Consider the following 24808-nt stretch of genomic DNA (forward strand, 5'->3'; position numbering starts at 1 on the left):
TGGCGGCTTAGATTGCGTCGGTATCGGTTTCGCCGGTACGGATGCGAATCGCCTGTTCCAGATTGACCACGAAGATCTTGCCGTCACCGATCTTGCCGGTGTTGGCGGCCTTGGTTATCGCCTCGATAACCCGGTCCAGATCCTTGTCGTCAATGGCGACATCGATCTTCACCTTGGGCAGAAAATCGACCACGTACTCCGCGCCGCGATACAGCTCGGTGTGACCCTTCTGCCGACCGAAGCCTTTGACCTCAGTAACGGTAATGCCCTGCACGCCGATCTCGGACAGCGACTCGCGCACGTCGTCCAGTTTGAACGGCTTGATGATGGCAGTGACTAGCTTCATGAAAACTCTCTCCCGAATTGGTGGACTTGCCCCAGGAAAACAAACCCGACTCAAGTCTAAGCGCAGTGCCTGGCTTTGTAACGCATCGTTCGGCCTTACCTGCCCGTCCGACGCCAGCTAACCACTCCGCACGAAACTTCCCCCGTTCCGCTTGGCGCACTGCATTCGTCACAGCGACTGCATCAGTGCATGGGTCACCAGCGACTAAGCAGAAAGCTTGCCATCTATCCAAAACCCATTGATTTCAATACCTTGGCCGCTACCGAAGAGCCTCTCGCCCGATTGACGCAACCGTTACGCACAACAACAGTGCGCGGCCGCCCACTCGACTGCGCGAAAAGCGTGCATCGCTGCTGCCGAGATTGACTATAGACACTGCGTGATACACTGCCCGCCATTGTTGACAGGAACATTTCCCATGCTCGCGCCCAAAGACTTCCTCGACGCCCTGAGCGGCACCGCCTCCCGCCTCTTCAGCGGCGACACCCCACTGCCAAAAAGCGAAATCGAAAGCCAGTTCAAGGCTTTGTTGCAGAGCGGCTTCAGCAAGCTGGATCTGGTGAGCCGGGAAGAGTTCGACAGCCAGATGGTCGTACTGGCACGCACCCGCGCACGGCTCGAGAGTCTTGAAGCGAAAGTGGCGGAGCTGGAAGCGAAGCTCAATCCACCTGCTGACGCCGAGTAACTGATCGTTCCCACGCTCTGCGTGGGAATGCCGCCAGGGACGCTCCGCGTTCCGCTCCAGATGTGACGCAGAGCGTCACGGGATGCATTCCCACGCAGAGCGTGGGAACGATCATTCAGCGCTAATTCAAGGCTGAGTCCTACAAGAAAACCACCGCCGTCCGATTGCGCCGCAAAGCCCCGGTTCCTAAGCTAACCCAATGCTGAATGTTCAGCACTGGGTTTGGCGACCCGGAAGCTTAAGGCGCACGACGACCATCCGATGGCGGGCTTATTCCCGCCACATCGAGTCATGGCGGTTGTGCGTGGGAGATCTTCGGGTCTGCCGGGTTCCTTTTGCTCCGGTTCGCCAACCCGCGTACAGCTGCCACCCAATCGTTTGGCGACGATTGACGGCAGCCCCTTTTGCAAAAGGAGCTGTATCAATGAATAGCGATGACGCTTATCTGATTCCCCACATCTTCACCCGCCACAAACTCCACCTCCACGCCCTCCTCCTGGAAAACCAACCCTGGTTCAGCGCCCGAGACCTCGGCCGCCTACTCCGCCTCTTCCTCGACGAACGAGCGCTACGCAAACTCGATCCCGACCAACACCAAACCGTACAAATGCTCATCCACGGAGCCATCGAAAACACACTGCTGATCAGCGAATCCGGCGTCTACGCGTTACTGGTTTACCACTACTGCCCCGAATACCGAGGCCTGCGCGAATGGCTGACCCACGACGTGGTGCCAGCCCTCAGAGACGCCCAACAACCCACCTCAACCGAACGCCCGATTCTGAGCCTGCTGAATTGGCCGCAGATGTCGTTGAGTTTGCTGCACTGGAATAACCAGCCGTGGATTCGGCTGCAAGACGTTCCGCAGCTGCTGCCGAATGAGGAACGACCGCGAAGTCCGGTCAATGCGCCGTGGTGGAAGCGTGCTTCGCGGGTGCTGCAGTCTTTTTAATTACCCGAAGCTCACCCACGCTCGATTTCGGCTCTGCGCTGATCGTAGGTCGATTGCAGGTTTAGCCAGAACTCGGGCGTGGTTTTCAGGTAGAGCGAGAGCTTCTTTGCGAGCTCAGGACTGATACCACTCTCCTGCATCACAAGGGCTCTCACGTCACCCGCGCCTTCATTCAACAAGCTAGCTAGCCCAGCCGCCGTAATGCCCAGAGGCACTAGAAACTCCTTTTCAAGGATTTCGCCAGGGTGAATCGGCCGCATTCCAGAATTACTCATTTCCCCTCCTGAGGGCTCGATCAGCTGTGATCATAAGCAGCCACGTCGATCCGACAAGTGCGTTCGTGAGTTTTCACCGAAGTCCTTCATTTATCCAAGACCGGTCCTACAAAAAACTAGCTGCCATGGCTGATTACGCCTAAATACTGGCCGCGACATAACCTTTGTAGCAGCTGCCGAAGGCTGCGTTCGGCTGCGCAGCAGCCGTGAAATCAGATCACGCAGTGCATCTGGCAGACCGCACAACTTGAATTTACGACTGCTGCGCAGTCGAACGCAGGCTCCGCCAGCTGCTACGGATTGCGTTACGGCTTAACTGACTGGAATCAGCTCCCCCAGCAACATCCTGCGAAAGTTTGGTTACTCCGTCGCCACGCTAAATCATCCGCCCACGACTACCCTTCAAAAAACCGCAGGAAGCGGTCCTCGTCAGCTCAAGGAACGACCATGTCCCTCTCCATCGTCCACAGCCGCGCCCAGGTTGGCGTGGAAGCGCCCGCCGTTACCGTAGAAGTCCACCTGGCCAACGGGTTGCCGTCACTGACAATGGTCGGTTTGCCCGAAGCCGCCGTGAAGGAAAGCAAAGACCGGGTGCGCAGCGCGATCATCAATTCCGGCCTGCAATTTCCGGCACGGCGCATCACCTTGAATCTCGCTCCCGCCGATCTGCCAAAGGACGGCGGGCGATTCGATCTGGCGATTGCCTTGGGAATTCTCTCGGCCAGTGTGCAAGTGCCAACATTGACGCTGGATGACGTGGAGTGCCTGGGAGAGCTGGCACTGTCGGGCGCAGTGCGGGCAGTTCGTGGGGTGTTGCCGGCAGCGCTGGCGGCGCGCAAGGCCGGGCGCACGTTGGTGGTGCCGCGGGCGAATGCCGAGGAGGCGTGCCTGGCTTCGGGGTTGAAGGTGATTGCGGTGGATCATTTGCTGGAAGCGGTCGCGCATTTCAATGGCCACACGCCCATCGCCCCCTACGCGTCCAACGGTTTGCTCTACGCCAGCAAACCCTATCCAGACTTGAACGAAGTGCAAGGGCAACTCGCGGCCAAGCGAGCCTTGCTGATTGCGGCGGCAGGGGCTCATAACTTGCTGTTCAGCGGACCGCCGGGGACGGGGAAAACGTTGTTGGCGAGTCGTCTGCCGGGGCTGTTACCGCCATTGGCCGAGAGTGAGGCGCTGGAAGTCGCGGCGATTCAATCGGTCGCCAGTTGTGTGCCGCTAAGTCATTGGCCACAGCGTCCTTTCCGACAGCCACACCACTCCGCGTCAGGCCCCGCACTGGTGGGCGGCGGCTCGAAACCGCAACCCGGCGAAATCACCCTCGCCCACCATGGCGTGCTGTTCCTCGATGAGCTCCCGGAATTTGATCGCAAGGTATTGGAGGTATTGAGAGAGCCACTGGAATCCGGCCACATCGTGATTTCCCGCGCCAAGGACCGCGTACGCTTCCCGGCACGCTTTCAATTGGTCGCGGCGATGAATCCTTGCCCCTGTGGATATCTTGGCGAGCCCAGTGGTAAATGCAGTTGTACACCGGACATGGTCCAGCGTTACCGCAACAAACTGTCGGGGCCACTGCTGGACCGCATCGACCTGCATTTGACCGTAGCCCGGGAAAGCACGGCGCTGAACCCGATCAAGGCCGGTGACGACACGGCCAGCGCTTCTGCCCTGGTTGCCCAGGCCCGGGAGCGTCAGCAACAGCGTCAGGGCTGCGCCAACGCCTTTCTCGACCTGCCAGGGCTACGCCAGCATTGCGCGTTATCCAAAGCAGATGAAGGCTGGCTGGAAAGCGCCTGCGAGCGACTAACCCTTTCGCTTCGTGCTGCTCACCGCCTACTGAAAGTCGCCCGCACCCTGGCGGATCTTGAACAAGTAGACGCTATCAGTCGCAGCCACGTAGCCGAAGCACTGCAATATCGGCCATCAGCACCCAGCTAGAGACGCAACAGGTTGGCATCGGATGCACCCGTTCGTCCCAGGCGCCTTGCCGCGCGCCTGGTTTTTCGCCCAATGACGGACATCAGCCTGGTAGTAGCCCGGAGTAACAGGGTTAACGATAGACAGGATGACGGCGGCAGAGCTCCACCACCTGTTCGCGCACGTGGTGCCCGACCCTTTCGCTGTCGCCGTTTTCCAAGGCGTCCAGGACGTCGCACAACCAGCCCGCCAATTGTTCACATTCGATCACGCCGAAACCACGGGTAGTGATGGCTGGGGTACCGATGCGCAGCCCGGAAGTCACGAACGGTGAGCGTGGGTCGTTGGGCACCGAATTCTTGTTAGCGGTGATGTAGGCATTGCTCAGGGCCGCATCAGCTTCCTTGCCGGTATAGGGCCTGTCGGACAGGTCGATTAGCATCATGTGATTATCGGTGCCACCGGAGACGATCTTGTAACCACGCTCTTGCAGCACGGCCGCCATGGCCCGGGCGTTGATCACCACTTGGGTCTGATAGGTTTTGAACTCGGGCCTCAGTGCTTCCTTGAAAGCGACGGCTTTGGCGGCGATCTGGTGCATCAATGGGCCGCCCTGAACACCCGGGAATACCGCAGAATCGAGTTTTTTGTAGAATGCTTCATCTTGCCCCTTGGACAAAATCAAGCCACCCCGTGGGCCCCGCAGGGTCTTGTGCGTGGTGCTGGTGACCACATGGGCGTGCGGCAATGGGTCCGGGTATTCTCCTGCGGCGATCAACCCTGCGACGTGGGCCATGTCGACCCAGAAAATGGCTCCGACCTTGTCGGCAATCGCCCGCATGCGCGCCCAGTCTTTGTACCGGGAGTAGGCGGAAAAACCACCGATCAGCATCTTCGGCCGGGTTTCCAGGGCGATACGTTCCATCTCGTCGTAGTCAAGAAAGCCCGTCTCCGGGTCAAGGCCATAAGGAACGATCTTGTAATGACGGCCCGAGAAGTTTGAAGGGTTGCCGTGGGTCAGGTGGCCACCTTGGGCCAGGTTCATGCCCATCACCGTATCGCCGGGATTGATCAATGCCAGGAATACCGCGGCGTTCGCCTGTGCACCCGCATGCGGCTGCACGTTGGCGTAGTCGCAGTTGAACAGGGCCTTGACCCGCTCGATGGCCAGGCGCTCGGCCACATCGACATATTCGCAGCCGCTGTAGTAGCGCTTGCCTGGATAGCCTTCGGCATATTTATTGGTGAGCACGGTGCTCTGGATTTTCATCACCAGAGGGCTGGCGTAATTTTCGGAAGCGATCAGTTCGACGTGGTCTTCCTGACGATGTTCTTCGTTATGAATCGCCTCACACAGCTCGGCGTCGAATGCTTTAAGGGTCAGCGTTGAGTCGTACATATGAAGGGGTCCTTGGTTGGGAAAGTAAGCTGGTTTACAACGGTGCAGAGGGGATCGGATGGCTTCCTGTGTGCTCATCACTTTCCGAACGGGCATCCGCGGTCGGCCAGTAGTAGGCATCCGGCATGGCACGTGCGCCGAAGATGGCCTGACCGACACGCACCACAGTCGCCCCTTCTTCAATGGCGATTTCGAAGTCACCAGACATGCCCATGGACAGTTCCTCCAGCCCGACGCCCGCCGGGGCGTGCTGGCGCAAGCGCTCGCGCAGTTCGCGCAGCCGTACAAAGCAAGGGCGGACACGGACCACGTCGGCCGAAAACAGCGCCAGCGTCATCAAACCACGCACCCGTAACGCCGAGAACGCCGGCAGGGCGTACAAAAAGTCCGCGACGGCTTCGGGCGCCAAGCCGTATTTGCTGGCTTCGCCGGAGGTATTGACCTGAACGAACACATCCAGTTGGCGCCCCTCGATGTGCAGGCGACGATCCAGAGCCTCGGCCACTCGCAGGCTGTCCAGCGCCTGAAACTCACTGGCAAAACGCGCCACCTGCTTGGCCTTGTTGGTTTGCAGGTGGCCGATAACCGACCATCGCAGATCGGCCAGATCGGCCATGGCCTGCGATTTGCGCTGCGCTTCCTGCACTTTGTTCTCACCCAGTAGCCGGCAGCCGGCGGCGTAGGCCAGACGCAGATGAGCTTCGTCAAAGGTTTTGCTGACCGGCAGCAGGCGCACACTCGCCGGATCACGTCCGACCCGCTGACAGGCATTGGCGATTCGCTGCTGCACGGCTGCCAGGTTGCGGCGAAAGTCCTCAACGCTGGTGGCCTGTGGGTAACGGCCATGACGCTCGTGCAGGGTGACGGTTTCTTCCAATTGATCGAGCATCAGTGGGTGGCTCCTTTAGTCGTCACAACAGCGTCGGCAGCCGGAATGACTACCGCCTCGCGACGCGGCAAGCGCCCATTGAGTAAGGCGTAGGCCGCCAGACCGATCAGCAATCCCCAAAACGCCCCACCGATCCCCAGCAAGGTGATGTTCGCGGCGCACGCCAGAAAGGTAATCAGCGAGGCTTCGCGGGTTTTGACGTCAGCCATGGCACTGGCCAGGCTGGCGCCGATAGTGCCGAGCAGGGCCAGCCCGGCCAGCGTCGTAATGAAGGTGGGCGGGAACGCCATGAACACTGCGGCGAGGGTCACCCCGAAAATCCCTACGAGGATGTAGAACAATCCCGCGGCAACCCCGGCGACCCAGCGCTTGGACGGATCCTCCGAGGCTTCCTTGCCTGTGCAGATGGCCGCCGTGATGGCCGCGACGTTGAAGGCGTGGGAACCGAAGGGTGCCATCAGTAGGGAGCCCAGCCCTGTGACAGTCAGGATAGGGTTAGCACTGGTACTGAAGCCATCGTTGCGCAGTACCAGCATGCCCGGCATGTACTGGCCGGTGAGGGTGATCAGGAACAGCGGCAGCGCCACGCTGAGCAGCGCATTGATCGAAAACTCGGGCTGGGTGAATACAGGTGCCGCGAATTGCAGCGCCAGCCCCGACAGTTCTACACGGCCCTGCGTCAGAAGAAACGCCAACCCCAGCACCAGAATGCCCACCACCGCGTAGCGCGCGGTAAAGCGCTTGAGCAAAACGTAAGCGGCAATCAGCAACCCGACCAACACCGGGTCAAGACTCATGCCACCAAATGCGCCGATACCGAACTGCAGCAAGATACCGGCCAGCAGCCCCGCAGCCACACCCGGCGGAATCAGTCGGATGACTTTTTCGAAGCAGCCGGACAAACCCAGCAGCACGAAGGCGGCGGCTGAAATGATGTACGCACCTACTGCCTCGGCGTAGGGCGTAGTAGACAGCGCGACGACCAAAAAGGCCGCGGCGGGTGTCGACCAGGCAGTGATGATCGGCTCACGACTCACCCAACTGAGAAACAGCCCGGTGATACCCACGCCAATTGACACCGACCATACCCACGACGCCGTCATCTCGGGGCTGAGCCCGGCGACTTTGGCGGCCTGAAAAACCAGGATGAACGTGCCGCCATAGTTGACGATGACTGAAATCAGCCCGGCGACGATCGGATGCAGAAGATCGCGTAAACGCAGGGGCGATGGGGATGCTGAAGAAGACACGATTGCTTTGCTCCTTGCAAAACGAGGTGTTGGCCCGGGCGAGGGGATTTATAGCGCTGAAATGACCGAGCGCAGAGGCAGTGGCGAGAGGCGAATTCTACGGATAGGATGGCCTGCTACTACAGGCCAATTTATTCAATCAGGGCAGACCGCATGGCTAGAACGTTCGAACTGGAAACGCTCAAAATGCGCCTCAGCGATGTCGAGTTTCAGCTGTTGGATCTGCACCAGCGGATTCAACGCGCATTGCGTGCATTGATCCTCGAGGGCGCCCTTGACCCAGGCTTGAAGCTGCCTGCGACTCGGGTCTTGGCCAAGTCACTGGGGATTGCCCGCGATACCGTTGAGAACGCCTATGTGCAACTGCACCGCGACGGTTTTATCGTGCGGCGCGAGGGGGCTGGCAGTTATGTCTGTGAAACGCTGGGTACCGACTTGCGCGGCGCAGCGCGCCGACGCATCAAGGCGCAAGAGGTCAAAGGCAACCAGGCGGCACCGGGAGCGGGATTGAGCCAGCGCGGGCGGATGATCTTCGACAGTGGCGGCGTTACCGATCAGCAGGTGATCAAAGCGTTTGCGACCGGCCTGCCGGAAACCCGCACTTTCCCCACCGATGTCTGGGAGCGCCTGCAACGCCAGGTGATGAAGGACTATCGCGCCAACGTGCTGTTGCACGGCGACCCGCAAGGTGCCGAGCCGCTGCGCAAGGCCATCGCCACCTACTTGAACCTCGAGCGTGGGGCCAAGTGCTCCGCAGACCAGATCCTGGTGCTGAGCAGCACTCGCCAAGCCCTCTTTCTGTGTGCGCAGTTGTTGGTGGACGCCGGCAAACCGATCCTGCTGGAAAACCCGGGTTATTTTGGTGCCAGGAAAGCCTTTGAAACCGCCGAGACCAAGGTTCTGCCCATCGATGTCGATGAACTGGGCATACGCACCGACCTGCTGTACGCCGATCGCAGCGGCGCCAACTGCGTCTATGTCACGCCTTCTCATCAATACCCCACCGGCGCGACCTTGCCGCTGGAACGCCGGCTCGAGCTGATCAACTGGGCCGCAGAGAAGGGCAAGTGGATCCTGGAAGATGACTACGACAGCGAGTTTCATTACGACGGGCAGCCGACCGCCTGCGTGCAGGGCCTCGATAAGTACCAGCGCACTCTCTACCTCGGCACCTTCAGCAAGACCCTCTACCCCGGGTTGCGAATGGGCTACATGGTCTTGCCCCACGAGTTGATCAAAGCCTTCACCTACGCGCGCAGCATGATGGACGGCCATACGCCCCAAATCCTGCAACTGACCCTTGCACGCTTTATGGAAGACGGCCATTACAACGCCCATGTCCGGGCCATGCGCAAGCTCTATGCCGGGCGCCGAACCATCATGCTCGACGCCATTGGCAAGCATTTGGACGGCATCGTTACCGCCTTGCGCCCCCAGGGCGGGCTGCAAATTCCCTGCCTGCTGCATGATGGCTGGTCGGAGGAAAAAACCATCCGCCAGGCAGCCAGCGCGGGCGTGCAGCTCTCCGGCCTCAGCCGGTTGTACGCCGGCGATCAGAAGAAACAAGGTTGGCTATTGGGTTACTCGTCCTTGACCGCTTATGAAATCGAAGCCGCCATGCTGCACCTGGCCAATGCGCTGAAAACCAGGTAGAGCAGCGTCAAGCGGCCAGTGGCCCAAGGCATGGAGTCAGCGTCACCCCTTGGTCAGATCAACCAACGGCGTCTGCCGCACCTCAGTCTCCCGCCCACCCTGAATCTCGCTCACCCGCTTCAACGCCTTATCCACAGCCACCTTATCCGCCAACAAGCTGTAGCTGATCCCGAACTGCTTCTGTTCCTTCGGCCCAATCGTCGGCACCAGGTTCAGTGGCCGCTGATACCGGCGGTTGTAGGAAAAACTCGTCCCCGGCTCCAGCCCCGTGACATAGCCCTGCCCTTGGGTATCGGTGTTTTTCCACAGGGAAAACACGGGCAGTGTTTGAGTATTGAAGCCGACCGAGACACCCAGGCTGCCGGCCTTGTTATGCAGCACGGTCAGCGTATCGCCCTTGGCATCGGCATACGGCACCACGTTGTAGACCGTTTCGTCGTAGTCCTTGGTCGGTGCGCGGTAGGTTTGCCAGTCCGGCAAGTCTCCTTTGGCCTTGTCATTGAACGGCGATACCTGTTTCACCGGCGCGGCGAAGCGGGCGCCCTGCTCCAGGAATGGGGTGCTGAAGTTGCTGTGATACAGCGCCTGGTATTCCTTCGGATAGTCGCCGTTGTTGGTCAGGGTGTCGTTGAGGGCGAACGCTACGCTGCCGGGTTCGGTGACCAGTTCGGTTGCGACGGAGAAGTCGACTTTCTTGAACGCCTGTTCTTTCAGCTCGCCGCGCAGGGTGATGGCGTACGGCGGTTTTTCATCGATGTGCAGGGTGACTTTGTTCGCGGGGATGTTGGCGGCGCGACCGTGCAGGGTCAGCAGTTCACCATTGTCGATGCCGGGGTGGCCGACCCATTCGTAGCCGCAGCGGGTGACCAGTTCGTTGAAACCTTCCAGCCAGCCCAGGCCACCTCGGCCGTTGAGTTCGATGAAGGATGGATTGACCACTTCCTTGACCGGCGAATCCCAGCCCATACGCACATTGCCGACCGAGGCCTGCAGGACGTTCATGCCACGAGTCGGTACCACCGAGAGTTTCATTGTGCCGTTATCAATGTCGACGATGCTGACACCCTCCTGCCGACCGCCATGCAAGGTGCGTAGGGTCACACTGAAGGGTTTGTCGGTTTTTACCCCGAGTTGCTGGCTGGTGATCTGCCAGTTCTGGGCGGCTTTGTCGGTGTCGAGCAGGACGTAGTCCCAAGCCATGGCTTGGGAAGCAGCGGACAGTGCGCTGAGAGCAACGAAGAGTTTGAGCGGGGTCATGGCAGCAGCCTTTCTTGGAGTTGTGCCAATTTTATAGACTTGAAGAAACGTTTCAGCAAGCATAAAAATCGAGACACTGGTGCTAAATGCCAAGTAATACGACTAGAGAGGAATTGATCCGCAGATTTGGGACAAATCCTTGAATTGGGGTCGATCCCTTCGCGAGCAAGCCCGCTCCCACATTTGATCTCGGGTGTTCACACATACTGTGTTCACCGCAGATCTACTGTGGGAGCGGGCTTGCTCGCGAAGGGATTTCAGAGGCGACTCAACGAAACCGGTCAACCTCATGCCGCAAGTCCGCCGCCAGCTTCTCCAGCTCTTTGGCAGTCACAGCCAGGTTCGACACCACTTCGCGCTGTTCACTGTTCGCCAAAGCGATGCTTTGCAGATTGCTGCTGAGCAAGGTCGCGGTGCTGCTTTGTTCCTGGGTCGCGGTGGTGATGGCGGCGAATTGCTGACCGGCCGAGCGGCTTTGCTCATCGATCCGTGCCAGCGCCGAGGCGACGTTGGCGTTGCGCGACAGGCCTTCCTGCATCAGCACGTTGCCCTGCTCCATGGTGCTGATGGCGTTGCCGGTTTCCTGCTGGATGCTTTGGATCATCCCGGAAATTTCATCAGTGGCCTGGCGCGTACGCGAGGCCAGGTTGCGCACCTCATCGGCCACCACCGCAAACCCGCGGCCCTGCTCACCGGCGCGGGCGGCTTCGATGGCGGCGTTGAGCGCCAGCAAGTTGGTTTGTTCGGCGATCGCGGTAATCACCCCGACAATGCCGCCGATTTCCTGGGAGCGCTGCCCCAAGGTATTGATCACCGTCGCGGTGCTGTTCAGAGCACCGGCGATTTGCTCCAGGGATGAGGACGCTTCGTCCATCGACGTACGACCGATCTGGGTTTGTTGTGCGTTTTCCTGCGCCAGTCGCTGGGTATTGCCCATGTTGTCGGCGATGTTCAACGAGGTGGCGCTGAATTCTTCTACGGCGCCGGCCATGCTGGTGATTTCGCCGGACTGCTGTTCCATCCCTTCATAGGCGCCACCGGACAAACCGGACAACGCCTGGGCACGGCTGTTGACCTCTCCCGAGGCCTTACGAATGTGCTCGACCATGGTCGACAAGGCCTGGCTCATCTGGTTGAAGGCGCGGGCAAGTTGACCGATTTCGTCGTTGCTCGACACGTTCAGGCGCACACTCAAATCACCGGCGCCCAAGGCTTCGGCCTGACGCACCAGATCCCCCAGCGGCGCCAGTTTGCTGCGCAGCAACCAGACCGCCGCACCGACCGCCAGCAACATCGCCAGCAGACTGCCGATCGCCAATTGAATACCGACGCTCCAGGTCACCGCGCGGATTTCGGTTTTCGGCATGCTCGCCACCACCGACCACGGCCCGCCTTCGAACGGCACGGCAACACTGTAAAAGTCTTGCGACTTGTCGTTCCAGAAGTCGCCTTTGCCCGGTGTCTTGGCCAGACCGACGATGCTCGGGACCGCCTGATCCAGCGCTTGCACACCGGCAATCGGCACCAGCCATTTGCCTTGTTCATCCAACAACGCCAGGGAACCGGTCTGGCCGATGCGGAAGCGTTTGAGGTTGGCGAACTGCGCGTTCTGCGCGTCGGTGTAATCGAATCCTACGTACAGCACGGCAATGATCTTACCGCTGCTGTCGCGTACGGGGGTGTACTGCGACATGTAGAAGCGTTCGAACAGCAACGCTCGCCCCACATAACTCTGCCCCGCCATCAAACGGGCGTAAGCCGGGTTCGCGTGGTCGAGCAGAGTGCCAATGGCACGGCTGCCGTCTTGTTTGGTGACATTGGTGCTGACCCGAATGAATTCTTCTCCGCTGCGCACGAACACGGTCGCAACACCAGCGGTCATCTGCTTGAACTCGTCGACTTCCGCAAAGTTGTTGTTCAACACTTCACTGCCCAAGTGCAGGCCCGGGGTCTGCACACCCGCCACGGTCACCGGCTCATCCGGATGCACGCTCAAACCGGCGCTGAAGCGCTTCTCGAACAGGCCGGCCAGGCGCTGGGTGCTTTCACGCAAAGTGCCGTGAAAGGTGCTCAACTGATCGGCAAGCAAGCGGGCCTCACTGGCCAGATGCTCTTCGCGGGTGGCGAGGTTGGCGGTGTCCAGCGAGCGCAGGGCGAACACGGTACTGCCGCTGATGACAATCGCCAGAATCACGGCAAGCGCAAGACCCAGCTGTGAGGCAATCCGAGCACGAGGTTGAGACATGACAGCTCCTGACCCAGTGGCCGGATCATTCTGATCCATCGCACACTCGGCAAAATTTCTGATTGTGGGGAAAACACGGAACCTGCACCAAGGTCCCATCAGCAGATTTTCGGCGGCAACACTGAATACTTGAGTAATTAACGGGGATATGGCTCAAGGCCGCCATTGCGGCGGCTCTATCGATTCAGCCCAAGCGTTCGACATCCGGTAATTCCATGGCCCGGACTTCGCCTTGCAGGAAATCGCTGAGGCGACGCAAACGTTCGCCGCCGGGGCGGGTTTTCGGCCAGACCAAGTAATAATTCTCACCACTGGCGACGGCCGTCGGCCACGGCAAACTCAGACGTCCCTGTGCGACATCCTCCGCCACCATCAGCAAATCGCCCATGGACACGCCGTAACCTCGGGCAGCGGCGATCATGCCCAGCTCCAGCGTGTCGAACACCTGCCCACCCTTGAGCGAGACTTGATCGGTCAGGCCCATGCGCTCCAGCCAGTTGCGCCAGTCGCGGCGGTCCGGCGTCGGGTGCAGCAACTCGGTACTGGCCAGGCGCGCAACGTCCCATGGTTGATCCTTCAGAAGATTCGGCGCGCCTACCGGAATCAGCTCTTCGGGGAACAGGAAAGTCGCCTCCCAGTCTGGGGGAAAATGCCCGTTGCTGAGGATGACGGCGCAGTCGAAGGGCTCATGGTTGAAGTCCACCGTATCGATGTCCATCCAGGCGCTGGTCAGTTGCACTTCGTTGCCCGGGCGCAAGTGTCGAAAACGGCTGAGCCGCGCCAACAGCCAGCGCATGGTCAGGGTCGATGGGGCTTTCATGCGCAGAATGTCGTCCTCGGCACGCAAGGTATTGCAGGCCCGCTCGAGGGCGGTGAAGCCTTCACGAATGCCGGGCAGGATCAGCCGCGCCGATTCGGTCAGTTGCAGGTTGCGCCCGCTGCGATGAAACAGCCGACAGGCAAAATGCTCTTCGAGCGTACGAATGTGCCGACTGACCGCACTTTGCGTGATCGACAGTTCTTCGGCCGCGCGGGTAAACGAGCTATGCCGCGCCGCCGCTTCGAATGCTCGAAGGGCGTACAAGGGAGGAAGACGACGGGACATCAGGAAGGCTCCTATAGCGCGATGGAATCAACTTATCAGAAACTCCCCAGCATGAGTTTTAATCATGCCACCCATCCTTTTTATCCCTTTGTGCAAACCCCGCAGAGCGCCGAGAATCGACGCTTCCTGTTATCTCTGACAATCGAGCGTGATGACCATGCAGCATCCAGCGCGTATTGAACTCTGGGCCATCCTGCGGCTGGCGGGGCCGTTGATTGCCTCGCAGTTGGCGCACATGTTGATGGTCCTCACCGACACGTTGATGATGGCGCGCCTGAGCCCCGAAGCGCTGGCCGGCGGCGGTCTGGGTGCAGCGACGTATTCGTTCGTGTCGATCTTCTGCATTGGCGTGATCGCCGCCGTCGGCACCCTGGTGGCGATTCGTCAGGGTGCGGGCGACATCATTGGCGCAGCGCGGCTGACCCAGGCCGGGCTGTGGCTGGCCTGGTTGATGGCGCTGGTGGCGGGTTTGCTGCTGTGGAACCTCAAACCGGTGTTGCTGCTGTTCGGCCAGACCGAAACCAACGTCCAGGCTGCCGGCCAGTTTCTGTTGATCCTGCCGTTCGCCCTGCCTGGCTACCTGAGCTTCATGGCGCTGCGTGGTTTCACCAGCGCCATCGGCCGGGCGACACCGGTGATGGTCATCAGCCTCGCCGGCACCGTGGCTAACTTCCTGCTCAACTATGCGTTGATCACCGGCATGTTCGGTCTACCGAAAATGGGCCTGGTGGGCATCGGCCTGGTCACGGCGATCGTTGCCAACCTGATGGCGCTGGCGCTCGCGCTGCATATTCGTCGGCATCCGGCCTACGACGCGTATCCATTGCGCCAGGGTCTGTCGCGGCCCAACCGTCAGTACTTGAAAGAATTGTGGCGCCTGGGCCTGCCGATTGGCGGCACCTATGCGGTGGAAGTCGGTCTATTCGCCTTCGCCGCGCTGTGCATGGGCACCATGGGCAGTACGCAACTGGCGGCGCACCAGATCGCCCTGCAAATCGTTTCGGTGGCGTTCATGATTCCGGCGGGGCTTTCCTACGCGATCACCATGCGCATCGGCCAACATTACGGTGCCGGGCAATTGCTTGATGCGCGGCAGGCCGGACGGGTCGGGATCGCCTTTGGTGCGGCGGCAATGCTGGGTTTTGCGATGGTCTTCTGGCTGCTGCCGCATCAATTGATCGGCTTGTTCCTGGACCACAACGACCCGGCGTTCCGCGAAGTCATCAACCTGGCCGTGAGCCTGTTGGCGGTGGCGGCATGGTTCGAGCTGTTTGACGGCACGCAAACCATCGCCATGGGCTGCATCCGCGGGCTCAAGGATGCCAAGACCACGTTCCTGGTGGGTTTGGGTTGCTATTGGCTGATTGGCGCACCGGCTGCCTGGTGGATGGCCTTCCATTTGAATTGGGGGCCAACGGGGGTCTGGTGGGGGCTGGCGCTGGGGCTGGCGTGTGCGGCGGTGAGCCTGACGCTGGCGTTTGAGTGGAAGATGAAGCGGATGATTCGGCGGGAGCCGTCGTCAGGGGCGAGTTTCCAAATCGCCCAGCCAGATTGAGATCCCCTGTGGGAGCGGGCTTGCTCGCGAAAGCGGTGTGTCAGTCGACATCTACGTTTACTGATACACCGCTCTCGCGAGCAAGCCCGCTCCCACATTTGTCCGTGTTTAAACCACGACTTCCAGTGCGGGCTGCTGACTGCTGCCGAACGTCAGGTACTCAACCAGTTCCGCCAACGGCAACGGCTTGCTGATCAGATACCCCTGCACCTGATCGCAACCAAAGCCGCGCAACAAATCCAGTTGTTCCGGCGTTTCCACGCCTTCGGCGACCACTTCGAGGTTGAGGTTGTGCGCCAGGTTGATCATCGCGTGCACCAGTTTGCGATTCTCTTCCCGCTCTTCCATGCCGCCGACAAAGCTCTTGTCCACCTTCAACAACGCAATCGGCAGGCTGTTGAGGTGCACGAACGAAGAGAACCCGGTGCCGAAGTCGTCCAGCGAGAAGCGCACGCCCAAACGCCCGAGGGCGTCCATGGTCTGCTTGACCAGATCGCTGCGACGCATCACCGCGGTTTCGGTCAGTTCGAATTCCAGCCATTGCGCCTCGACGCCTCGCTCGGCAATCAGCCGGCTCAGGGTCGTCAGCAATTGGCTGTCCTGAAACTGCCGGAACGACAGGTTGATCGCCATGTGCAGCGCTGGCAGACCTCGTTCTCGCAACGCCTGCATGTCCCGCAAGGCCCGGGAAATCACCCAGTAACCCAGCGGCACGATCAAGCCGCTTTGCTCGGCCAGCGGCACGAATTCACTGGGGGGCAACAAGCCGCGTTCGCCATGACGCCAGCGAACCAACGCTTCGAGGCCGACGATCTGACCGTCCTCAAGGTTCAGGCGTGGCTGGTAATGCAGCTCCAGCTCATCGCGGCGCAAGGCCCGGCGCAGCTCGCTTTCAAGGTCGGCGATGCTGCGGGCATTGCGATTGATCCGTTCGTTGAAGATGTGAAAGGTGCAGCCCTGAGTGCTCTTGGCCTGTTGCATGGCGATATGCGCGTGCCACATCAACGGGTCGGCGCCGGCCTGCGCTCGTGCGTGAGCGATGCCGAGGCTGGACCCGATCAACAGGCTTTCACCGTCGATCCAATAGGGTTCGGACAGCGCTTCGGTAATGCGTTCGGCCATCCATTCGGCGCGCTGAGGGGCGCGGCGGGTGTCGATCAGCAGGGCAAATTCATCGCTACCCAGCCGCGCCAGTTGATCGCTGGCCTCCAGTTGGCTTTTCAGCCGCGAGACCACTTGCAGGATCAGCCGATCGCCAGCCTGATGGCCGAGCGCGTCGTTGGCGTGTCGAAAGTTGTCGAGGTCGAGGTGACCGAGGGCCAAGCCTCGACCTTCGTTGTCGGCCAGGCGCGCCGCCAGCAAGGTCTGGAAACCCTGACGGTTGGCGATACCGGTCAACGGATCCTGCTCGGCCAGGCGCTGCAACGTGTTTTCCAGCACGCCGCGTTCACGCACATGGCGCAGGCAGCGGCGCAACATGCCGGGATCCAGCAGATTGCGCACCAGCCAGTCGCTCACACCGTCGGGCGGCGCCAGCGGCTCGTGTTCGAGCAGCAACACCGTCGGCAGGTTGCAACGGCCGGGTGCCGGCTGCAGAGCAGGAATCGTCAACAACACCGCGCTGCGGTTGTCATCGAACAGGTTGCTGACCGACTCCCAGCTCGGCGCGCTGAGCAGCACAGCCGAACTCCCCATCGGAGCCAGACACTCGCGCAACAACGCTGCCCACGCTGGCTCTTCGGCCAGTAACAGCAAACGCAAGGGTTCGACAGGCGTAGACAAGCTAGCTCCCTAGACTCTGCAAAGATGTAGGCGGCGGGCATTATGCCGCGCAGATAACCAATGACCAAATGACATCGGTTATCAAACACGGCTTTTGTGTCTTGAATACGAACATTAGACGCAAATTCAATACGCATCCTGCGTGAAAGTATCAAAACCGGCAAATAGAGATCGCGTGTTACGTCACAAGTCGGAGAGAGCAGCACAATTCGCTGAGCCTGTTAAAATGCCGGCCCATTTCGCTAATGACTCCCTGATTTCGTATGTCCCGACTCAATCCCCGGCAGCAAGAAGCCGTGAGCTACGTCGGCGGCCCTCTTTTGGTGCTCGCCGGTGCAGGCTCCGGCAAGACCAGCGTGATCACCCGCAAAATTGCGCATCTGATCCAGAGTTGCGGCATCCGCGCCCAGTACATTGTCGCCATGACCTTTACCAACAAGGCCGCGCGGGAGATGAAGGAACGGGTCGGCACCCTGCTCAAGGGCGGCGAAGGCCGCGGTCTGACGGTCTGCACCTTCCATAACCTGGGCCTGAACATCATCCGCAAGGAACACGTGCGGCTGGGCTATAAGCCGGGTTTCTCGATCTTCGACGAGACCGATGTCAAAGCCCTGATGACCGACATCATGCAGAAGGAATACTCGGGCGACGACGGCGTCGACGAGATCAAGAACATGATCGGCTCGTGGAAAAACGACCTGATCCTGCCGCCCGAAGCCCTGGAAAACGCACGCAATCCCAAGGAACAGACCGCCGCCATCGTCTACACCCACTACCAGCGCACGCTCAAGGCGTTCAACGCGGTGGACTTCGACGACCTGATCCTGCTGCCGGTAAAACTGTTCCAGGAACACGACGATATCCTGGAAAAATGGCAGAACAAGGTCCGCTACCTGTTGGTGGACGAATACCAGGACACCAACGCCAGCCAGTATTTGCTGGTGAAACTGCTGATCGGCAAGCGTAACCAGTTCACCGTGGTGGGCGATGACGACCAGTCGATCTATGCCTGGCGCGGCGCCCGGCCGGAAAACCTGATGCTGCTCAAGGATGATTACCCATCCCTGAAAGTGGTGATGCTCGAGCAGAATTACCGCTCCACCAGCCGCATCCTGCGTTGCGCCAACGTGCTGATCTCCAACAACCCGCACGAGTTCGAAAAACAGCTGTGGAGTGAGATGGGCCACGGCGACGAAATCCGCGTGATCCGTTGCCGCAACGAAGACGCCGAAGCCGAGCGCGTGGCCGTGGAACTGCTGACCCTGCACCTGCGCACGGATCGGCCATACAGCGATTTTGCGATCCTGTATCGCGGTAACTACCAGGCCAAGCTGATCGAGCTGAAGCTGCAGCACCACCAGATTCCGTATCGCCTGTCTGGCGGCAACAGCTTTTTCGGACGTCAGGAAGTGAAAGACCTGATGGCCTACTTCCGCCTGATCGTGAACCCGGACGACGACAACGCCTTCCTGCGGGTGATCAACGTCCCACGCCGGGAGATCGGTTCGACCACGCTGGAGAAGCTGGGCAACTACGCCACCGAGCGAAAAATCTCGATGTACGCCGCCACCGACGAAATCGGTTTGGGCGAGCATCTGGACACGCGCTTCACCGATCGCCTGTCACGCTTCAAGCGTTTCATGGACAAGGTCCGCGAACAGTGCGCCGGCGAAGACCCGATCTCGGCCCTGCGCAGCATGGTCATGGACATCGACTACGAGAACTGGCTGCGCACCAACAGCTCCAGCGACAAGGCCGCCGATTACCGCATGGGTAACGTCTGGTTCCTGATCGAGGCGCTGAAGAACACCCTGGAGAAAGACGAAGAAGGCGAGATGACCGTCGAAGACGCCATCGGCAAACTCGTTCTGCGCGACATGCTGGAGCGTCAGCAGGAAGAGGAAGACGGCGCCGAAGGCGTACAGATGATGACCTTGCACGCCTCCAAGGGTCTGGAATTTCCTTACGTGTTCATCATGGGCATGGAAGAGGAAATTCTCCCGCACCGCTCCAGCATCGAAGCCGACACCATTGAAGAGGAACGTCGCCTGGCCTACGTCGGGATTACCCGAGCGCGTCAGACGTTGGCGTTCACCTTCGCCGCCAAGCGTAAGCAATACGGCGAGATCATCGACTGCGCGCCCAGCCGCTTCCTCGATGAACTGCCGCCGGACGACCTGGCCTGGGAAGGCAATGACGACACCCCTGTTGAAGTCAAAGCCGTCCGCGGTAATACCGCATTGGCGGATATACGCGCGATGTTAAAGCGCTAGAATTGGCTACTTTTTAACCGAACACTTTTTACACGCCAGCCGCACACGGCGTCAGTAGAGGAAAGCTTCATGGAAGCACTGCACAAGAAAATTCGCGAAGAAGGCATCGTGCTTTCCGACCAGGTCCTGAAAGTCGACGCCTTTCTGAACCACCAGATCGACCCGACCCTGATGAAGCTGATCGGCGACGAATTCGCCACGCTGTTCAAGGACTCGGGCATCACCAAGATCGTCACCATCGAAGCCTCGGGCATTGCCCCGGCAATCATGACCGGCCTGAACCTTGGCGTGCCGGTGATTTTCGCCCGCAAGCATCAGTCCCTGACCCTGACCGAAAACCTGCTGTCGGCGACCGTTTACTCGTTCACCAAGCAGACCGAAAGCACCGTGGCGATCTCCCCGCGCCACCTGACCAGCAGCGACCGCGTGCTGATCATCGACGACTTTTTGGCCAACGGTAAGGCGTCGCAAGCGCTGATCTCGATCATCAAACAGGCCGGCGCGACCGTTGCTGGCTTGGGTATTGTGATCGAGAAATCGTTCCAGGGCGGCCGTGCGGAACTGGATGCCCAGGGTTATCGCGTTGAATCGTTGGCGCGGGTGCAGTCGCTGAAGGATGGCGTTGTAACCTTCATCGAATAAGCCCTCTGCATCACCGAACCTGTGGGAGCGGGCTTGCCCGCGATGAGGTCATAACATTCAACATTGATGTTGGCTGTTCCACCGCCATCGCGGGCAAGCCCGCTCCCACAGTTTTTTGTGGTGACTGTTACTGCGCAGTGGCCTTCAGGCCGGTCAGCAACAACCGCTGAAACAAATCCTCCTTCAGCCCTTCCGGTTTCGTCAGCTGCATCCTTTCCAGATGCACCGGAAACTCCGAAGCCGCTGGCGCATCCAGCGCAGCCTTGCCCAATTCCAGAATCTCGGTGAGCTTGAACTTGCTCTTCAACCAGTTCAGCGCCCGCAATAAGTCCCGCTCCTCAGCGGTGAAATCGCAACCCAGCGGATACTCCGGAAACAGATTCGAATGCCGCACCTGAATGGCCTGCAAACGCTGTGGGCTGTTGTCGGCGAAACGCGGATCGAGGCGAAAATGCTTCGGCAATTTGCCAACGTTCTGCGCCTGCTCGATCAGCCCCGGCTGGAAGCGTGAGTCGCTGATGTTGAGCAACGCCTCGATCACCGCCGCATCGGTCTTGCCCCGCAAATCGGCGATGCCGTATTCGGTGACGACGATGTCCCGCAGATGTCGTGGGATCGTGCAGTGGCCGTACTCCCAGACGATATTCGAACTGACTTCACCGCCCGACTCGCGCCAACTGCGCAGCAGCAGGATCGAACGCGCGCCTTGCAGCGCATGGCCCTGGGCGACGAAGTTGTATTGCCCGCCGACACCGCTCAGTACCCGCCCGTCTTCAAGTTGATCGGCCACGCCGGCGCCGAGCAAGGTCATGGTGAAGACGGTGTTGATGAAGCGCGCATCGAGGCGCTGCAAGCGTTTGAGCTCTTCCTGACCGTAGAGCTCATTGATGTAGCTGATGCGGGTCATGTTGAATTCGAGCCGCTTACTCTGCGGCAACTCGCGCAAGCGCTCATAGAAACTGCGCGGCCCGAGGAAAAACCCGCCGTGCACCGAGATGCCGTCAGTCTGCGCGGCCTCTTCCAGCGTGCCGGCATTCGCCTGCTGCTGGGTTGGCACATCCGGGTAGACCTTGCGCCGCACGATCCCGGCATCCGCCAACACCAGCAAGCCGTTGACGAACATTTCGCTGCAACCGTACAGGCCCTTGGCGAAAGGTTCGATACCTCCTTCACGCTCAATCAACTGCGCCCACTGGCTGAGATTCAAATCCCCTAGTAACGCCTTGTAACCGTCACTGTCAGTCTGCCGCGCCAGCAACGCTGCCGTCAGGGCATCGCCCATGGAACCGATGCCGATTTGCAAGGTGCCGCCGTCGCGCACCAGCGTGCTGGCGTGCAGCCCGATGAAATGATCCTGGAAACCCACCGGCATATTCGGCGTGGAAAACAGCGTGGTGTTGTCTTTCGCGTCGATCAGCAGGTCGAAGGTGTCGATGCCGATTTCCGCATCGCCGGGCATGTACGGCAAATCGTTGTGTACCTGGCCCACCATCAGGATCGTCTCCCCCGCCGCCCGACGCTTGGCGATCATCGGAAACAAGTCGAGGGTGATATCCGGGTTGCAGCTCAGGCTCAGGCGATCGGGATGCTCGCTGTGGCTGGCGACCAATTGCGCCACCAGGTTCAAGCCAGCGGCATTGATGTCCCGGGCCGCGTGGCTGTAATTGCTGCTGACATAATCCTGCTGGGCCGAAGCACTGTTTAGCAGGCTGCCTGGCTGCAGGAAGAATTGATGGACGTGAATGTTGGCCGGCAGGCTGTCGCGATGCAAATCGGCGAGAAAATCCAGCTCCGGATAATCGCCGAACACTCGCTCGATGAAAGGTTCGAGGAAGCGCTTTTGCAAGCCATCGCCCAATGGCGGGCGTCCGAGGCACAGGGCGGTGTAAATCGTCAGTTGCCGCTCGGGCAGTTGCGCGATCCGTTGATACAGCGCGTTGACGAAGTGATTGGGCTTGCCCAGCCCCAGCGGCAATCCCATGTGGATATGCGCCGGCAACCGCGCCAGGACGTCATCGACCGCCTGTTCGATAGAACACAACTGCACCATCTGATCCTCCCGCCGTTCCATGAGTTGGGGTTGGACCGAGCTTGCCGGGGATTCGCCGCAAAGCATAGCCTCAGCGGAAAATCGCACGCACAAAAAAGCCGCTCGAAAGCGGCTTTTCGCTGAAAATGAAGGCTTATTTCAGGCCGGACATCTTCTGGATGGCGCCCTTGAGATCGCCATCAGAGCAATCGGCGCAAGTGCCTTTTGGTGGCATCGCGTTGACGCCGGAGATTGCTTTCGCCAGCAAGCCGTCGAGGCCGCCTTCTTTCTTGGCGCGCTCGCCCCAGGCGGCGGCATCGCCGATTTTCGGCGCGCCCAACAGGCCGGTGCCGTGGCATGCGTTGCAATGTTTTGCAATCACTGAGTCAGGGGTTTTGGCATCACCACCACCCGCAGAAGCAGCGACTTCCATCCCCTTGCACTCTTTGCCCTGCACACAAACCTGGCCAACGGGTTCAAGACGTTTAGCAATATCGTCGTTGGTCGCAGCTTGTGCGCTGACTGCCCAAAGGGCCAATACGGTTGCTGGTGCGGCCAGCATTTTCATAATTAGGTTCACGCGTACACCCTCAATGGTGGCTAGTCACGCCCACGGCCACGGTTCGCAGGCGGGCGCAAGTATAGCGGTAAGCCCGTCACACTGAAACAACCCCAAAGTCGAAGGGGTCTTATCGTGGGAAGGAAATACAGCAGGGGCGTCTGCGCAAACCGGGCAGGACGCCTCTTCTCTTAGAAATTCGCTGGAGTGGCTGCGCTGATTAGTCGCGCCGGGGCATCGAACGGATTACGGAAACGGTGTGGCTTGGTACTTTCAAAGTAGTAGCTGTCGCCGGCTTCGAGCACAAATGTTTCGAGCCCGACCACCAGTTCCAGCCGACCTTCCACCAGAATTCCAGTCTCCTCGCCCTCATGGGTGAGCATCTCCTCACCGGTGTCGGCGCCTGGCGGGTAGATTTCATTGAGGAACGCGATAGCCCGGCTCGGATGAGCCCGGCCGACCAGTTTCATGGTCACTGCCCCATCGGAAATGTCGATCAGCTCGTGGGCTTTGTAAACGATCTGAGTCGGTATTTCCTGCAGGATTTCTTCGGAAAAGAACTCGACCATGGACATGGGAATCCCGCCCAGAACCTTCCTCAGCGAACTGATCGAGGGGCTGACGCTGTTCTTCTCGATCATCGAAATGGTGCTGTTGGTAACACCCGCGCGTTTGGCGAGCTCACGCTGGGAAAGACCTTTGAGCTTACGGATCGATTGCAGTCGTTCACCGACGTCCAATGCTGGAGCCTCCAGGGGTTCAGGTTTGCAGGAATATTGAGCGTTATCATGGCGACAGCGTTCAGTATTTACAACACTTGGGCCTGAATCCTGTTTGGCGAAGCGACTTTCGGTCGGGAACGTTTTTCGTCAGGCCCCGGAATAGAGCAGCGGCACTCGACGCAGGTTGCAGAATATCTGGTAAGGAATCGTGCCCGCGGCCGTCGCAACGTCACTGGCGAGGATATTTTTGCCCCACAACTCGACGGGCGAACCAAGGCCGGCTTGCGGCACGTCGGTCAGGTCGATGCAGAGCATGTCCATCGACACGCGGCCAATCAACTGGCTGCGCTGCCCGGCGACCATCACGGGCGTACCGGTCGGTGCCTGACGTGGATAGCCGTCGGCATAACCCATCGCCACCACGCCCACGCGCATCGGCTTGGGTGTGATGAATTTCGCGCCGTAACCAATCGGTTCGCCGGTCGGCAGTTCACGCACGCAAATCACTTTCGATTCCAGGGTCATCACCGGTTGCAGGCGGGACGCCACGGCATTGGCCTCTTCGAAAGGCGTTGCGCCGTAGAGCATGATGCCCGGGCGCACCCAATCGCTCGGAATCTGCGGCCAACCGAGCACCGCCGGCGAATTACGCAGGCTGATTTCAGCCGACAACCCCTGACGCGCCGCCTCGAACACCGCAACCTGTTCGGCGCTGGTCTGGCAGTGCAGCTCATCGGCGCGAGCGAAGTGACTCATCAGCACGATCTTCGCCACTTTGCCGCTGGCCAGCAGCCGTTGATAGGCCGCCTGGTAATCCGCCGGGTGCAGGCCAACCCGATGCATGCCGGAGTCGAGCTTGAGCCAGACCGTGATCGGTTTGCTCAGCGCGGCTTTTTCGATGGCCTCGAGCTGCCACAGCGAATGCACCACGCACCAGAAATCATGCTCGACGATCAACGACAGCTCATCGGCTTCGAAAAAACCTTCGAGCAACAACACCGGCGCACGAATGCCAGCGGCGCGCAGCTCCAATGCTTCTTCGATGCAGGCAACGGCAAACCCGTCCGCCTCGGCTTCCAGCGCCTGGGCGCAGCGTACCGCGCCATGACCATAGGCATCGGCCTTGATCACCGCGAGGGCCTTGGCCCCGGTCACTTCGCGGGCGAGCTGGTAGTTGTGGCGCAGGGCTTGGAGGTCGATCAGGGCACGGGCTGGACGCATGGCGGCAGACTTCTAGTCGGTCATTGAAAAAAAACCGGCGCTGGCTGAC

Annotated in this window: 20 protein-coding genes; 7 read left to right on the forward strand and 13 right to left on the reverse strand. The window is 59.9% G+C overall.

Annotated elements, in window-relative coordinates:
* Positions 1-7: 7 nt before the first annotated feature.
* On the reverse strand, positions 8-346 hold the full coding sequence (gene glnK / locus AC1RQB_RS02435; RefSeq protein WP_002555808.1) for a P-II family nitrogen regulator: 339 nt from the start codon (positions 344-346) through the stop codon (positions 8-10).
* 418 nt (positions 347-764) lie between these two features.
* Here glnK and AC1RQB_RS02440 point away from each other — a divergent pair, with 418 nt between their 5' ends.
* Complete coding sequence (locus AC1RQB_RS02440; protein ID WP_007894783.1) at positions 765-1031, forward strand: accessory factor UbiK family protein; 267 nt, start codon at positions 765-767, stop codon at positions 1029-1031.
* Positions 1032-1455: 424 nt separating this feature from the next.
* Positions 1456-1983: a BRO-N domain-containing protein gene (locus tag AC1RQB_RS02445; RefSeq protein WP_063342155.1), complete on the forward strand. Its 528-nt coding sequence runs from the start codon at positions 1456-1458 to the stop codon at positions 1981-1983.
* A gap of 11 nt (positions 1984-1994) precedes the next feature.
* Here the strand turns inward: AC1RQB_RS02445 and AC1RQB_RS02450 are convergent, their stop codons facing one another.
* Positions 1995-2258, reverse strand: coding sequence for a HigA family addiction module antitoxin (locus AC1RQB_RS02450; protein WP_063342154.1), 264 nt, complete (start codon positions 2256-2258; stop codon positions 1995-1997).
* Positions 2259-2705: 447 nt separating this feature from the next.
* Between AC1RQB_RS02450 and AC1RQB_RS02455 the strand changes: the two genes are divergently transcribed.
* Positions 2706-4199, forward strand: coding sequence for a YifB family Mg chelatase-like AAA ATPase (locus AC1RQB_RS02455; protein ID WP_063342153.1), 1494 nt, complete (start codon positions 2706-2708; stop codon positions 4197-4199).
* A 112-nt stretch (positions 4200-4311) separates the two neighbouring features.
* On the opposite strand, the gene glyA is transcribed toward AC1RQB_RS02455, so the two are convergent.
* The 3 genes from glyA to AC1RQB_RS02470 are packed head-to-tail and all read right to left on the reverse strand — an operon-like array spanning position 4312 to position 7716.
* A complete protein-coding gene (gene glyA / locus AC1RQB_RS02460) occupies positions 4312-5577 on the reverse strand; it encodes a serine hydroxymethyltransferase (RefSeq protein WP_063342152.1) in 1266 nt (421 codons plus the stop codon).
* A 34-nt stretch (positions 5578-5611) separates the two neighbouring features.
* Positions 5612-6466 (reverse strand): YggS family pyridoxal phosphate-dependent enzyme, encoded by an 855-nt coding sequence (locus tag AC1RQB_RS02465; protein ID WP_063342151.1) that lies wholly within the window; start codon positions 6464-6466, stop codon positions 5612-5614.
* Complete coding sequence (locus AC1RQB_RS02470) at positions 6466-7716, reverse strand: benzoate/H(+) symporter BenE family transporter (RefSeq protein ID WP_063342150.1); 1251 nt, start codon at positions 7714-7716, stop codon at positions 6466-6468. The genes AC1RQB_RS02465 and AC1RQB_RS02470 overlap by 1 nt, the downstream gene beginning before the upstream one ends.
* Positions 7717-7869: 153 nt before the next feature.
* On the opposite strand from AC1RQB_RS02470, the gene pdxR reads away from it, so the two are divergent.
* Positions 7870-9369 (forward strand): MocR-like pyridoxine biosynthesis transcription factor PdxR, encoded by a 1500-nt coding sequence (pdxR, locus tag AC1RQB_RS02475; RefSeq protein WP_063342149.1) that lies wholly within the window; start codon positions 7870-7872, stop codon positions 9367-9369.
* 42 nt (positions 9370-9411) lie between these two features.
* Here the strand turns inward: pdxR and AC1RQB_RS02480 are convergent, their stop codons facing one another.
* The 3 genes from AC1RQB_RS02480 to AC1RQB_RS02490 form a co-directional block, all read right to left on the reverse strand.
* On the reverse strand, positions 9412-10626 hold the full coding sequence (locus AC1RQB_RS02480) for an aldose 1-epimerase family protein (RefSeq protein WP_063342148.1): 1215 nt from the start codon (positions 10624-10626) through the stop codon (positions 9412-9414).
* A 268-nt stretch (positions 10627-10894) separates the two neighbouring features.
* The gene (locus AC1RQB_RS02485) at positions 10895-12871 is read right to left on the reverse strand and encodes a methyl-accepting chemotaxis protein (protein WP_063342147.1); all 1977 of its coding nucleotides are present in this window, start codon (positions 12869-12871) and stop codon (positions 10895-10897) included.
* Between the two features lie 184 nt (positions 12872-13055).
* On the reverse strand, positions 13056-13976 hold the full coding sequence (locus tag AC1RQB_RS02490; protein ID WP_007894759.1) for a LysR substrate-binding domain-containing protein: 921 nt from the start codon (positions 13974-13976) through the stop codon (positions 13056-13058).
* A 157-nt stretch (positions 13977-14133) separates the two neighbouring features.
* Here AC1RQB_RS02490 and AC1RQB_RS02495 point away from each other — a divergent pair, with 157 nt between their 5' ends.
* Positions 14134-15531, forward strand: coding sequence for a NorM family multidrug efflux MATE transporter (locus tag AC1RQB_RS02495; RefSeq protein ID WP_063343916.1), 1398 nt, complete (start codon positions 14134-14136; stop codon positions 15529-15531).
* 108 nt (positions 15532-15639) lie between these two features.
* Here AC1RQB_RS02495 and AC1RQB_RS02500 read toward each other — a convergent pair whose 3' ends face one another.
* Positions 15640-17313: a putative bifunctional diguanylate cyclase/phosphodiesterase gene (locus AC1RQB_RS02500; protein ID WP_008073357.1), complete on the reverse strand. Its 1674-nt coding sequence runs from the start codon at positions 17311-17313 to the stop codon at positions 15640-15642.
* Positions 17314-17576: 263 nt separating this feature from the next.
* On the opposite strand from AC1RQB_RS02500, the gene rep reads away from it, so the two are divergent.
* Positions 17577-19586 (forward strand): DNA helicase Rep, encoded by a 2010-nt coding sequence (gene rep, locus AC1RQB_RS02505; protein WP_007894754.1) that lies wholly within the window; start codon positions 17577-17579, stop codon positions 19584-19586.
* Positions 19587-19655: 69 nt separating this feature from the next.
* Positions 19656-20228 carry a xanthine phosphoribosyltransferase gene (locus tag AC1RQB_RS02510; RefSeq protein WP_063342146.1) on the forward strand — a complete coding sequence of 191 codons (573 nt, stop codon included), beginning with the start codon at positions 19656-19658 and terminating at the stop codon, positions 20226-20228.
* 127 nt (positions 20229-20355) lie between these two features.
* Here AC1RQB_RS02510 and AC1RQB_RS02515 read toward each other — a convergent pair whose 3' ends face one another.
* The 4 genes from AC1RQB_RS02515 to alr all read right to left on the reverse strand — a co-directional run bounded on the left by AC1RQB_RS02515 (position 20356) and on the right by alr (position 24759).
* Positions 20356-22278 carry an acetyl-CoA hydrolase/transferase C-terminal domain-containing protein gene (locus AC1RQB_RS02515; RefSeq protein WP_063342145.1) on the reverse strand — a complete coding sequence of 641 codons (1923 nt, stop codon included), beginning with the start codon at positions 22276-22278 and terminating at the stop codon, positions 20356-20358.
* A 133-nt stretch (positions 22279-22411) separates the two neighbouring features.
* On the reverse strand, positions 22412-22825 hold the full coding sequence (locus AC1RQB_RS02520) for a c-type cytochrome (RefSeq protein ID WP_063342144.1): 414 nt from the start codon (positions 22823-22825) through the stop codon (positions 22412-22414).
* Positions 22826-23007: 182 nt separating this feature from the next.
* Positions 23008-23556, reverse strand: a complete 549-nt coding sequence (locus tag AC1RQB_RS02525) for a cupin domain-containing protein (RefSeq protein WP_008073360.1) — start codon at positions 23554-23556, stop codon at positions 23008-23010.
* 129 nt (positions 23557-23685) lie between these two features.
* Positions 23686-24759, reverse strand: coding sequence for an alanine racemase (gene alr, locus AC1RQB_RS02530; RefSeq protein WP_063342143.1), 1074 nt, complete (start codon positions 24757-24759; stop codon positions 23686-23688).
* Between the last annotated feature and the right edge of the window lie 49 nt (positions 24760-24808).

The sequence above is a fragment of the Pseudomonas sp. GW822-FHT02E03 genome (assembly GCF_058802325.1).